Origin of the sequence: Candidatus Leptofilum sp., assembly GCF_965223285.1 — a bacterium.
Lineage (GTDB): Bacteria > Chloroflexota > Anaerolineae > Promineifilales > Promineifilaceae > Leptofilum.
Genome location: NZ_OZ244997.1, coordinates 1,953,949 through 1,967,087 on the forward strand (window position 1 = coordinate 1,953,949; position 13,139 = coordinate 1,967,087).

Consider the following 13,139-nt stretch of genomic DNA (forward strand, 5'->3'; position numbering starts at 1 on the left):
TTAGGCAAAAGGAGGCCGTCCGTAGGCCACGCGCCCAGCCGGTCTATGCCGCAATTCGTTAAAATTGTGACGGAAATGGAGGAAAAGACGCGATGATTCTCAAAAAATGGCGGCAAACGGCCGCTTTCCTACTCATCTTTTTGTCATTAACCGTCTCTGGGACGGCTGCCTGTGCGCCTATTGAGTCGCAAGCCACTGTAGAAGCTGATGCTCCTGGCCCGACGGCATCGGCAACGGCCGTATCTAACCCCACAAGCTCGGTAACGGCCGTTTCCCCTACAGCCATCCCCATCGCCACCATCGATCGCCAATCATTTGCCCCCGAACTCGACGCGCCCACGCCCACCCCTGAGCCGCGCACATTCAACTACCCCACAGCCACCCCCACGCCCACGCCGCCCGTGTTCCCCACCTTGCCCAGCGAAAACAGCGTCACGTTTACTCTGGCTGATCACTTTGGCGGTGTGCCAACAGCCGTTCTCGTGGAGAACAACATCGCTTACCTGGGCGTTGGCCCCCGGCTGGCGCTGGTAGACATAAGCAACCCCGCTGCGCCCCAATTCATCGGCCAAAGCCCCATTTTGGGTAATTCCCTACGTGACATCGCCAAAGACGGGGCGTTCATTTACGGAGCCGCCGGACGCGCTGGCTTGGTCGTCCTAGACGTATCTGACCCGGCCAAGATTGAAATTGTTAACGCAGGGCCAAATTATTCAGAAGCAAACCCACTCGATGCCCAACAAGTCGCCCTGAGCGGCGGGCGCGTTTTTGTAAGAAACTATGCACCTAGCGCGAACGACCTGATCTGGTTTGAGTTACCAACGGCCTCAGAGCCACAATTTAGTGGTTCATTGCCCTTAGGCCAAAGCGAAGGCTTTGGCGTGGCGGGCGATTTGCTCTTTTTGCCCGCCGGGTCGGGCATTCGCGTGGCACCCGCACAAAATCCTGACGAAACCATCAGCCGCATTGACGCCCCAGGTGCCATTCATCGCATCAGGACGGCCGTTCAGCACAACACCCTCTACCTTTCTTACATCACGCAAAATTCTCATCTGGTCATTTTCGATCTGACTAACCCGGCCGAGCCGCAATTTGTCTCTGAAACGCCGTTTGCCGAATTCCCCCCACCCGGCGAAACGGCCGTGACTGACCACGCCCTGATCACCAGCTTCACCTTTGGCGAATTTGGCTACTGCACCACTACCCTAACCATTTTTGACATTCGCCAGCCAGATGCGCCCCAACAGGTCGGGGATACGGTTGACCCTAACAACTGTATGGGGGCGATGACAGGCAGCGGTGACTTTTTGTACGTTGCGGGCCGCAGCGGCCTGCGCATTTTCGACACCCGCGATCCGGCCAATTTGCAACTGGTGGGCAGCTACACCAACCCGCTCGGCGTGCAAATTGTGGATGATTTTTTACCGGGGCAGCCCGTCAGCTATTTTCTGTCTAGTGAAGGGCGCGGCTCTAAAATTACGGCCGTTGACCTCAGCCAAGCCACCCCTACACGCCTGGGCAAACTGACTTTAGCACCAGAAGACCCAGTTTTCAATCTGCTAACCGACACGCCTCACCTCATCGCCCCCATCTGGAACCGCGGATTGGCTATTTTTGACACGGCCTCTCCCCAGGCAATCCAGCCAATCTACACCGCGCCAGCCGATGGTCAATCTCAGGGAAACTATTGGGCAACGGCCGTTGTTGATAACGTCGTCTACATGCCGGTGCAAGACAGATACGAATTTGTTGGCGAGCTAGGCGCGTTTGACTTGCAAGACCCCACCAATCCGCAACTGGCAGGTACTGTATTTACCGGTCTTAATAGCTTTTCAACACTGCTGCATGAAGGCAATACGCTTTACCTGCTGGGTGCCAGTGAGCCACGAGAGCTGGTCATCATCAACATCAGCTCACCGCTGGCACCCCAACTGGTTAGTAGGTTAACATTGCTACAAAAGGCCAGGCAGATCGCAGTAGTAAACGATATGGTGTACGCCGCCTGCGAAGGTACGGAATGCAATTCGCTAACAGTTATTGATGTGACGGATAAGGAACGGCCGTTCATAGCCAGCCAGTGGGAATTGCCCTATGGGGTAGGAACGGCCGTTACGGAAGAAAATCGCATTTACTATTTGTCCGGCAACAACACCCTCTGGGGACTGGATGTGAGCGATCCCGTCAACCCCAAAATGGTTGGCACACTCTCATTGCCTGGATGGTACAGCAATATTGAATTAGAAGGCAGCACTCTGTACGTATCAGCAGGCTTTGCCGGTCTCATGATCGTGAACATAGTCCCGTAAAAATGGGCTTTATTTGCAAGGCTTAAGCTCTAGCGGGGTTATGAAGTAGAGAAATCAGCCACCGCCAGCATAATATCGAAGGTGGTACCGAGGCCGGGCTTGCTGTCTATATAAATTGAACCGCCGAGGCCGTGAATGAAGTCGCGGGTCCAAAAGAGACCAAAGCCCATCCCTTTGCCTTTTTTACTGCTCCAGCCCAGTTCAAAAATTCGGGGTAAATCTTCGGGGCGAATGCCTACGCCGCTATCGCGGATGAGGATTTGCAAGCGGTTGGGGGCTTGCAGGCGGCTAGCCACGTGCAGCGCACCAGATTTATTTTTGGCAACAATCGCTTCATAACCGTTTTTTATAATGACCCGGAACGCTTCGGAGAGCATATCTGGGGCGGTGTGGATAGTAGGCAAATCATTGGCTAAGCTGAGCGTGAGGGTGAGGGTGTGCCCGTTGGGCAAATCGAGGCTATATTCAGCGTTGGCAACGGCCGTATCCCCCCGCCGCCACTCAGGAAATTGTTCGCGCACGGCCCGAACGAGACAATCGTTGACCTGCACCGCTTTGTCGGGGGTGTGCCGCCACGGTTCATGCAAATTGTCGAGCAGGCGCAGCGATTTATCGATCCGCTCGACCATTCGAGCGTTGGTTGTCGCCATTTCTGCTTTCTGGCTATCCGAAAAATCGTCAATGCTTTGCAGCATCTGCAAATACGTGCTGATGATGCTGAGATCGTTGCCCAGGCCGTGAACGGCCGCTGTGCTGCTAAACGCCATCCGCCCGAACAGGGCAGCTATGCGACGCTGCTCCTCCGCCTCGCGATACAGGCGAGCGTTGCGAATGCCAGCCGCCGCCTGCTGGCCAAAAGTGGTGAGCAGCGTGGTTTCCCAAGTCGTGAAATGGTCGCGGCGCGAAGCCACAAACAGATTTCCCACCACCTCGTCTTCAATGAAAAAGGGAACGGCAATGACTTGCCGAATACCCAACATGCGCTGGGCAAAATCAGCAAGGGGTTTGTTGATAAACGGCCGTAACAAATCATGCAGGTGGTCTGAGGTGAGGAATTTTTGCGGACGGCCGTCGATCCCTTTAACAGCCCGCACGCTGAGATTGTGCTGATAGCGAGACTGGTCTAGAAAAACGACGGACTTGGGACTCAGCAGCGACATGCCTGCTTTCTTTTCCAGGTGTGTGAGAATTTGCGGCGTGTCGTCCAAAGCGTAGGCACGCACCGGCAAGGCGTTGCCATTTTCTAGCGTTGCCACCATGGCACCTTCGTAGCCAAGTTCCTGCACGACTGCATCCACCACCGTTTGCAGCACGCGCGTTTCGTCTGTCATGCGGGCTTGCAGGCCAAAAATCACCCGCTCTAGCGACTCCATCGCCGTCAGCCGGTAATCATTCTGGATGGCCGATGCCGCTAAATTGCCAAACGCTTCTAAAAACTCGGCATCCCGATTAGTAAAGCTATCCTGCGTGAGGGCCATCACGGCACCAACAACTTCTTTTTGGACGACTAGTGGCACGGCAATCACCTGGCTAATATCGAGTTCGCGCTGGATTTCGTCGGCGGTGGCCCGGTCGGTTAACGGCCGTAATAAATCATACAGCCGTTCAGAAAGTAAATGTTGGTGACCGGGTTCGTTGACGACGCGGGCAGTTGCCCCGTTCACGGCACTCACGCCCAAATTGTAGCGATGCCGGGCATTGTTGAGATACATCATCGCTTGCCCTGGCTCTAAATTGATGTGGCTGTGGGCAAACACCTGCTGCAAACGGCCGTCTGGCACCGTAAATGCAGACGCCCGCACGTACAGCCCCATATCATTTTCCAGCGTGGTGGCCAATGCACCCAAACAGCCTAGCCGATTGACGACATCGTCCACGATTTGCTGCAATACAGATTGGAGCCTCGGCGAGAGGCGGCTATGATGCTTGCGGTTAAGATGAATCACAAATGTCCTTTCTCTTCTCGCAGGTCACTAAAGCGAGGGGGGCTTTGGTATCTTTTACAACTTGAACCCTTTTGCCAAATTGCGTAGCTTTTGAACATATTAATTGTAACCATTCCGCCCAAGATCGCTGTTAAAAAGAAGCAAAAAGCGGGCAATTAGGAAGGATTTCCTAACCACCCGCCAGACTTGTTAGAAGTTTTGTGAGAACTTGACCACTGCCAGTGATCAGTGTTCTGTGCGTCAGCAATCAGAAAATACAACCACAAAACTGATTACTGCTCACTGATTACCGAATACTGAAACTACGGCCGTTCTAGAATATGGGTCACAATGGTGGCTCCACTGCCGCCGATGTTTTGCGTCATGGCAATTTTGGCATCGGGGATTTGGGCCTCACCTGCCTGCCCACGCAGTTGCAGCGTCGCTTCGGCCAGCTGGTATAGTCCGGTTGCGCCCACTGGATGCCCCCGCGCCTTTAACCCACCCATCGTGCAAATGGGGATACGGCCGTCTGGGAAAATGCCCCCTTCTTGCGCTAACCGCACGCCTTGCCCTCGTTCGGCAAAGCCCGCCGCCTCCAAAGAAAGGGCGGCCATCACGCTAAACGCATCATGCAATTCAAACAGATCAACCGCCTCTGGCACAACCCCCGCTTCGGCATAAGCCCGCTGGGCTGATCGCTCCGCTGCCTTTAGCCAAAGCATATCGTGCCGATCATGCACCGCCAATGTATCTGTGGCTGAGGCCGAGCCGGCTACCCGTACGGCCTCAGGAGCTTTTTCAGCAGGAACCAACAGCAGGGCAGCGGCCCCATCCCCAATGGGTGAAGCATCAAACAGGCTAATGGGATCGGCCACAATGCGACCTTTGTCGTAGGTGCGCTGGCTAATTGGGGTCTGAAACATGGCATTGGGATTTTTAGCCCCGTTGCTGTGGGCGTTAAGGGCAAAAGGTGCAAAATCGCTGCGCACGTAGCCATATTCGTGCATGTATCGCCGCATGATGAGCGCGTTTAGCCCCACAAACGTAACGCCGTGAATGATTTCGTAATCTGCATCGGCGGCGGTAGTGAGGGCAGCCGTGGTTTCTTTGAATGGGGTTTCGGTCATCTTTTCTACGCCAATAACGAGGACGGCATCCAGTTCACCGCTGGCCACAGCCAATATTCCTTGGCGCATGGCGGAACCGGCAGAGCCGCAAGCAGCTTCCATTTTTACGGCTTCTGCGCCATGCTGGTTCAAAAAATCGGCAACGAGGGCACCAAGCTGCATTTGCTGGTTGAGCACGCCGCTGGTCATGTTGCCCACGTAAATGGCGTCTACTTTGTCCAACCCGGCGTCCTGCATGGCGGCGCGGCCTGCGGCCACAGCCAACTGTCTGATGGAGCGATCCCACTGCTCGCGAACGGCCGTTTGCCCTACGCCTAAAATTGCTACTTCTCGCATAAAAATCTCCGTCGTTGCAAGTGGTTAGCAGCTGGTTGCATTTATACACAACTAGCCGCTAACCACCAGCCACCAAAATCAAAAAGCTGGACCCGCAAACGAATCCAGCTTGAAGTATCGTCTCATTTTGCCGTCAGAAACTATCAATCGGGGCAAAATGGCTCTCAAAAGGTGTCAAGCAAATCACAGAAACTATTTTGAAAAACGAAGAGCGATTTCTCTGTGGTTTGCTCAAGTAAAAGCCAAATTTGCTCACTCTAATTTAAGATTCTTTTTGGCTTTTACTCAATTCACATCAATGGTTAAGGTCCAGTTGAAGCGGTCGGGGATACGGCCGTACTGAATCCCGGTTAGTTCATCATACAAATGTGTGGCTACTGGTCCCGGCTTATAATCATTGATGATGTACTCTTCATCCTGGTAGCCAAATTTGCCCACCGGAGCAATGACGGCGGCCGTGCCGCAACCGAACACTTCGGTGATTTTGCCCCCTTTCAGGTCAGCTAGCATCTGGTTTACTTCCACTGGCTCTTCGGCAACCTCATACCCCAAATCGTTCCCCAGTTCCAGCACAGATTTGCGGGTAATGCCGGGCAAGATGGAGCCAGTGAGTGGTGGCGTGACGATTTTCTTCCCTTCGTATACAAAGCAAATATTCATCGCCCCCACTTCTTCCACATAGCGGCCCTCTACGGCATCTAGCCAAAGCACCTGCGAGTACCCTTCTTGCTTAGCCTTCTCGCCCACAAACAGACTGGCAGCGTAATTGCCGCCTGTTTTGGCATCTCCCACGCCGCCGCGCACAGCCCGGCGATATTGGTCAGAAATGTAAACTGGAACAGGATTGAATCCCTCTTTGAAGTAAGCTCCAACTGGCCCCACAATGACAAAATGCAGGTAAGAGCTGCTGGCGTGCACCCCCAACGCTGGCTCCGTTGCAATCATGGTGGGGCGAATATAGAGGCTGGCACCTGGGGCAGAAGGCACCCATTCATGCTCAAGCTCAATGAGCTTGATGATAGCACTGAGATGCTCTTCTTCATCAACGATAGCCATAGACATGCGGCGAGCGGAGTTGTTGAACCGCTTCATGTTTTCCCACGGCCGAAACAGATTAATGTTTCCATCGGCGCGGCGGTATGCTTTGGTACCTTCGAATATTTCCTGAGCGTAATGGAAAACGGCCGTTGATGGCGGCAAGCTAAAATTTTCATAAGGGCCAATTTTGGCATCGTGCCATCCTTTTTCCGGGCTGTACTTTTGGCTAAACATCCGATTGGCAAACTTGTTACCAAAGCCAAAATTATCTGTAGGGGGCACTTTCAGGGTAGCGGGGTCCAGCTCAACAACTTCAAATTCCATCATGGTCTCCTAATGCAATTAATGGCTTACGCCTAGCAGTTGGCGAGGAGGAGTTGGTCTCAACAACCAACAGTAATTCACCAACTGAGCAATAATTTCTGGCAAGGATTTTACTTGGATCTGGCAGATTATCCACCCCCCAAAAAATAACTTTAGCCATTGCTGTACACAGTTTGCAGGAAAATTGAGGGCGACCACATTGCATCTAAAGCGGAGCATGGCAAACACAAACCATGCTCCGCTCTAATTTGTCCTATGGCCGATGTTTTCTAGCGCCAGGCAAAAAGCACACCGGATTTTGTATCTATGCTTGAACTGCAAAATTTTTGCGCTCAACCATACTGCAATTCCTTCTCTGACACTCGCACACCTATCTTCTCAACAATCAGCAAGAAATTAACAAAGGTGGCTGGAACTGGCGTCACATTTGGAATGATAGCCACGACCTCACCATCAAGATTATTCAAAAACTGCTCAAGTTTAACTTGATCCTCAGTCATACGAATACCAAAGCGATGCACACGATATTTCATGATCTTAACTCCCTAGAAGCTAGACAATAAATTGCTTGCTTCATAATATGGGCACTGATCGAGGCAGAAACACCACCAGAGCGCCACTCTTCATCCGCAATAACATCCCATACGGTTTTGCAGATCGAACAGAATGTGAAAAGTGAATCTAATAATCCATAAGACCACTTTACATACCATAAGGAAGAAAAAGCCAGTGGCTAAAAGCATTTTTCTGCCGTGATTAAAATCACAAGGTTTGAATTCTTAAGGGGTAGTGTCTGTGCCATACAAATGGGTAAGCCGTTGCTTATACTCCTCATAGTCAGTAAGCTGGCGGGAGTAGCTGCTGTGCATAAGCGGTGAAGAGATGAGGAAATCGGCCGTGGTGCGGTTGGTAGCTACCGGGATGTTCCAAACGGTGGCCAGCCGCAGCAATGCTTTTACGTCTGGGTCGTGGGGCTGAGCTTGCAGCGGATCCCAGAAAAAGATGAGCGTATCAATGTCGCCCTCAGCAATTTTGGCTCCGATTTGCTGATCACCGCCGAGCGGGCCGCTCATGAGCTTTTCTATGTCCAGATCAAGCTCTGTTTCCAGTAACCAGCCCGTGGTGCCAGAAGCAAATAGCGCATGCTGCTGCAAAACATCGAGATTATATTTTGCCCAGGCGAGCATATCGTCTTTTTTGTGATCATGCGCCACCAGCGCGATTCTTTTGCGTGGCTCCATGAGCACGTCTTGTGTGGCCATTGGTTCTCCTTTGATGGCTAGCGGTTGGTTGCTCTCACGCCGCCAGCAACTAGCAACCAGCCTCTATATTATCTTCACACGCGCCGCACGGTCACAGCCGAACCATCGGCAAGAAAGGCAGAAGCAGGTGTGGCTTGCAGGGCTGGGGCAAAGGCGGGGCCACGTAATTTTCGTTGTAAACCAGCTTAGCTGTGGTGGCGATGGCCCAGCGCGGCACCAACTCTTTGATGAACACTACGCCACGCCGCCACCCTTCTGGCCCTTTGCGGCGCACATAAAAGCGCAAATTCAGCTCTTCAAAATTGATGTGGCCGGGGATGGGTATACCCAACACGCGCGTGTTTAGGAACATGAAGCCCACAATGCTGATGAATGTCTGCCCTTGCCAGCTATCTAGCTCTGTACCTTTGGGGACAAACGGCCGTAACAGCTCAGGGTCCATGTGGTAATTCAGCATAATCAAGTGGCGCCATTCGGCTGTTAAAAATGGAAACGGCCGTTTCATAACTTTGTTACATCACCCCTTCTTCCTGCTTATACACTGGCAGACGCAGGGTAAAAGTTGTGCCCTCATTGACTTTGCTCCTAACTGAGATGTCCCCCTGATGCAGCTCCACAATCTCTTTCACAATTGCTAAACCTAGGCCTGTCCCAGGGATATTGGATTGCCCCGTGCGCTGCCCGCGATAAAAACGATCAAACAGGTGAGGGAGTTCGTCTTCTTCAATACCAACGCCATCATCTGAAAAACTCAAGCGCACAAACGCATCATCGGCAACACAAGTTTCAATAACTACCTCGCCTTGCTTCTCGTTGTAATTAATGCCGTTGGTGAGCAAGTTGGTAATCAACTGCATCAATTGCGTTTTATTTCCCCATAGTGGCGGTAAGTGGGGTTCCAGCAAACAAGTGAGGGTAACACCATAGGCATCTGCACGGGCCTGATGCCCCAAAACAATTTCTCTGATGATGGGATTCAATTCAATCGGCCCGAACACTTGTTGTTGCTGCCCAATTTCCAACTTGGAGAGGCCTAAGGTGGCTTCAACTAGGTTTGTCAAGCGAATTGCCTGTTGCTGCAATATTTTGATGTATTGGGCTTTTTTTTCGGGATTGCCATTTTCTAGCAGATTGATGTAGATACTGAGATTCGCAACCGGCGTGCGCAGTTCATGGGAAACATCTGCAATGAATTTCGTTTTGAGTTTATCTAGCTCCTGAAGCTGCTCATTAGCCATTTCCAAATCGACAGTGCGGCTAGCGACACGTGCTTCCAGCGTTTGCATGAGCTGAATACGCTGCAATCCGTTGGCCACAATGTCGCTCATCGCTTGCAGCGTATGCACTTCATCATCGGCAAAGTGGTATTGAGTTGCCAGTCCCAAATGGATAACACCCAAGATGCCGTCTTCGCTCACAAGCGGCAAGGCAATGGTCGATTTTAGCTGGTTCACACCCTCTGGCTCTTCTACTTTTAACACGCGCCTCGTTTCCTGGTTTATTTCTTCACTGGCGTACAGTTCGCCCGTTTGCGCAACATAGCCAGTGATGCCCTCACCGAGCGCATATGAGATGCCTGCCGGGTAATAATTTGACGGGTAGCTGGCTTGAGAGACAACGGCCGTTCCCGCCTCGTTGAGCAAGAAAACAACCCCCACTCTGGCGGACAAAATATCTACCATCGCCTTTAAGGCAGATTGCAAAATGGTCGGCACGTTTTCTGAGGAACGCATCGCGGCAGAAACGATGCTCAGCGACTCCAATTCCGTGACGCGCCGCTGAATTTCTGTAAAGAGTTGAGCATGTTTCAGAGCCAGCGTTGCCTGATTGGTAAAGGCAACCAAATCTTTTTCGTGTTTTGCCTGGTAAAAGTTGGGTTCAATTTTATCGACCATTAAAAAAGCAATAGGCTCATCGTTAAAAATAATGGGCACACCCATCCACGATTTTACGTGACCGCCCCAAACCCAATCTTCGGATTTTGTGGTGTCTGGGATGCGTAACGGCCGTTTCGTTTGGTACATCCTCCTCAACGTAGGCATCTTGGCAATCTCTACCGTTTCCTCCGAATATTTAGCTCCCCTTGCGGCATCACGCACGCCAAAATCACGCTGACGAACAGTGCATGCTTTCCCATCTTGAATGCGAGCAAAGTTAACCGTGTCGTAGGGAACAACGCGCGCTATTTCTTCCAAAATACGGTCCAAAACCTGATCGAAATTTAGGGTGCTAATTAACGCCTGCCCCGCTTTTTGCAATGCTTCTAGCAAAAGACGCTGCTCTTGCTCGGTCGCTAAAAGCTGGTTTTTTGAGATGGCTAAAGCCAACTGCTGGGCAATTTGCTCTCCCCATTTGACTTCCTCCGTAGTGAACTGACGCGGCTGACTATACCCTAACATCAACGCTCCCACAGCTTCATCGTTGGTTTTCATAGGCAGTGCCAACATGCCGCGGGTGGGCAAAAAGCGGGCCACATGCTGGCTTACAAAAGACGTTTCGCGAATGTCTTCGATGGGAAGCGCATTTATGGAGGCATACACAGTTTGGGACAGCGAGAAATCTGATGGTTTCCGCTCAATCGTTAAATATGCCTCTGTGCCTTCTCCGTAAGCAACAGCGGCAATCGGCCGTTCATTCACTTTATCCCACAGGGAAATATAACATTGATCAGCATTCAGCAATTCGGTCAGGCGACTCGCCAAAACGGATAAAGATTTATCGAAGTCAGAGGCGGAAATGGCCGCTTGCGTGATTTCATTCAGCAAGGCCTGGTTGTGGGCATATTGCTCAATCGCTCGGTGGGCATCGGCAATATAAAATTGCGTACGACGCTCCACGGTAAAATCCTCCACCGTGCAGGCGCAGCCAATAAAGCCATGGCTATCATCGTACACGGGGCGAATGGTGAGCGACAGCCAGGTCTTGGCTTCTTCTGCGGGCAAGGTGTTGTTTTGGCACACAATTTCTTCCTGATGCATTTGGGTTGGGGCCAGGCGAACGGCCGTTTGCAAAGCACTCAACGCCTCTTGATTCACCACCTGCGGCTGTAATCGCTCTAAAAGCTGCGGCAATGATATGGCTTGCACGTCCTTGGGCATTTTCAGCGGGAGCAAAGTGGCGGCAAACGCATTGGCATCCAGCAAGTTGAGCTGCTCATCAAAAACCAGCAAACCAATCGTGACCGAGTTGATCACCTGCTTCATTGCCAGTTCCACAGGCGAGAAAAAATGATACCTGCGCATCACCCAAGCGGCACCTATGGCTGCAATCAAAGGCGTTAGCATATTGCGCAGGGCAATGGAGATGTTAAACCAGGGCATGTAAAGCACAGCGACCGAGGAGGCTAAGAGAAACAAAACGCGAGCCGCATGCCGCAACCTGTCTGGCAACAGGCGGCTAAAGGCAAAGATGCCAATAGGCACAACCAACAGGCTGTTGAGAGTTGAAATATACACCAGGTAAAAAATGTGCCCGATTCGGCCGTTCAAAAAGTCATTTGGTGAAATATAACCTTGAGCGACAGTTAGAGCCTCATCGTTAAAAAGAACCGGTATTGGCGTGAGCATGCCTGCAAAATAGACAATCAATGGCAATGCGGCCAAAATAAATAGGGGCCACTTTGCTAACTGCACCAACCTATGCTGGGGAATAAACACGTTGAGCACAAGCAGCCAAAGCAAAGGCGTTGCACTCATTGTTGCCAAAGCGTGTGCTAACGACGCCTCATAAATGATGGCTGGCTCAGACGCAATACTAGCTACTAAAATACCAAAGCTACCTGATGCTAAAATAAACATATACAATGCAAACAGCCGATTGCTAAACAGCTTTGGCCGCAACATCAGGATGTACATCATTAATACCAGCTCAAGGCTTATAATGATAAAGGCTGAAAAATAAAGCTGGGTTAGAGATGCCATAAGGGTGAGCGTAGTTGAAAACACACAGTGAGTGATGGGATTGTTATCAAGTTTTGTAAATTATATCACTAGAATCTTTCAATTCTTGTTCGTTCCCAAAAATATTTTCTCAAACTTATAGTAAATTTGTAATTACCTTTTTATGTATCCAATCTTGACACGGCTTGGCCCGTTTTTTGTGTACAGTTTCACGGCCGTATTTGCCATTGGTCTGCTGCTGAGTTGGGGCATCACCCAGCAGCGCAGCCACAAACAGGCGTTGCCTCATTGGCTAGATGCCGCACTGGCGACGCTCATCGGTGGCTGGCTGGGGGCACGGCTAACATTTGTGCTGCTGAACTGGGATTATTTTGCGGAACGGCCGTCTGAACTCGTTCAGCTATGGCAAGGTGGACTCACCGCTTACGGCGGGTTGGCAGGAGGCTTGCTGGGGCTTGGCTTATGGTGCTGGTGGCGTAAACGGCCGTTCCTGCCCTATGCCACCCTTTTCTCCCCTGCGCTGTTGCTGCTCATCATTACCGGCTGGGCCGCTTGCTGGATAGAAGGGTGCGCCTATGGTGTAGAAACCACGCTGGGGCTATTTTCCGCCAACCTGCCAGACCATTTTGGCGTGTTTACCGTGCGCTACCAAACCCAACTTCTTGGCGTTAGTTTAAATTTACTCCTCTTGCTACTTGTCTACCTGCCGACTCGTAAACTCACAAACCTTCCTCTCTTTCCCCTCACCCTCATCTCTGCCAATCTGATTCATTTTGCCCTCACGTTCTTACGTGGTGATGCGGCCCCTGTGCTGCTTGGCTGGCGGCTGGATAGCTGGCTGGCACTGCTTTTCGCCCTCGGGGGTGTGGTGCTGCTACAATACGGCCGTCGGTACAAGCATTTTCCAGAGATCAGGTAA

At 51.6% G+C, this 13,139-nt stretch carries 8 protein-coding genes and 1 pseudogene; 2 read left to right on the forward strand and 7 right to left on the reverse strand.

What is annotated here, in order from left to right:
• Window positions 1-92: 92 nt before the first annotated feature.
• Window positions 93-2,306 carry an LVIVD repeat-containing protein gene (locus ACOQPU_RS09075; protein WP_420644805.1) on the forward strand — a complete coding sequence of 738 codons (2,214 nt, stop codon included), beginning with the start codon at window positions 93-95 and terminating at the stop codon, window positions 2,304-2,306.
• A 38-nt stretch (window positions 2,307-2,344) separates the two neighbouring features.
• Here ACOQPU_RS09075 and ACOQPU_RS09080 read toward each other — a convergent pair whose 3' ends face one another.
• From ACOQPU_RS09080 to ACOQPU_RS09110, 7 genes and pseudogenes are all read right to left on the reverse strand, one after another.
• Complete coding sequence (locus ACOQPU_RS09080) at window positions 2,345-4,252, reverse strand: GAF domain-containing protein (protein WP_420644806.1); 1,908 nt, start codon at window positions 4,250-4,252, stop codon at window positions 2,345-2,347.
• A gap of 302 nt (window positions 4,253-4,554) precedes the next feature.
• Window positions 4,555-5,697 carry a thiolase domain-containing protein gene (locus ACOQPU_RS09085; protein ID WP_420644807.1) on the reverse strand — a complete coding sequence of 381 codons (1,143 nt, stop codon included), beginning with the start codon at window positions 5,695-5,697 and terminating at the stop codon, window positions 4,555-4,557.
• Between the two features lie 285 nt (window positions 5,698-5,982).
• On the reverse strand, window positions 5,983-7,059 hold the full coding sequence (locus ACOQPU_RS09090) for a branched-chain amino acid aminotransferase (protein ID WP_420645820.1): 1,077 nt from the start codon (window positions 7,057-7,059) through the stop codon (window positions 5,983-5,985).
• Between the two features lie 332 nt (window positions 7,060-7,391).
• Window positions 7,392-7,592: a hypothetical protein gene (locus ACOQPU_RS09095; RefSeq protein WP_420644808.1), complete on the reverse strand. Its 201-nt coding sequence runs from the start codon at window positions 7,590-7,592 to the stop codon at window positions 7,392-7,394.
• 246 nt (window positions 7,593-7,838) lie between these two features.
• Entirely contained in the window at window positions 7,839-8,321 is a 483-nt protein-coding gene (locus ACOQPU_RS09100) for a methylglyoxal synthase (RefSeq protein ID WP_420644809.1), read from the reverse strand.
• 148 nt (window positions 8,322-8,469) lie between these two features.
• Window positions 8,470-8,826, reverse strand: a pseudogene (locus ACOQPU_RS09105) (DUF2071 domain-containing protein); the annotation flags it as partial.
• A 7-nt stretch (window positions 8,827-8,833) separates the two neighbouring features.
• Complete coding sequence (locus tag ACOQPU_RS09110; RefSeq protein WP_420644810.1) at window positions 8,834-12,178, reverse strand: GAF domain-containing protein; 3,345 nt, start codon at window positions 12,176-12,178, stop codon at window positions 8,834-8,836.
• A gap of 217 nt (window positions 12,179-12,395) precedes the next feature.
• Here ACOQPU_RS09110 and ACOQPU_RS09115 point away from each other — a divergent pair, with 217 nt between their 5' ends.
• Window positions 12,396-13,139 (forward strand): prolipoprotein diacylglyceryl transferase family protein, encoded by a 744-nt coding sequence (locus ACOQPU_RS09115; protein ID WP_420644811.1) that lies wholly within the window; start codon window positions 12,396-12,398, stop codon window positions 13,137-13,139.

Coding starts and splice junctions, on each gene's coding strand:
- ACOQPU_RS09090 (WP_420645820.1), bottom strand. CDS start 7,059: ATGGAATTTGAAGTTGTTGAGCTGGACCCCGCTACCCTGAAAGTGCCC.
- ACOQPU_RS09100 (WP_420644809.1), bottom strand. CDS start 8,321: ATGGCCACACAAGACGTGCTCATGGAGCCACGCAAAAGAATCGCGCTG.
- ACOQPU_RS09075 (WP_420644805.1), top strand. CDS start 93: ATGATTCTCAAAAAATGGCGGCAAACGGCCGCTTTCCTACTCATCTTT.
- ACOQPU_RS09095 (WP_420644808.1), bottom strand. CDS start 7,592: ATGAAATATCGTGTGCATCGCTTTGGTATTCGTATGACTGAGGATCAA.
- ACOQPU_RS09085 (WP_420644807.1), bottom strand. CDS start 5,697: ATGCGAGAAGTAGCAATTTTAGGCGTAGGGCAAACGGCCGTTCGCGAG.
- ACOQPU_RS09110 (WP_420644810.1), bottom strand. CDS start 12,178: ATGATGTACATCCTGATGTTGCGGCCAAAGCTGTTTAGCAATCGGCTG.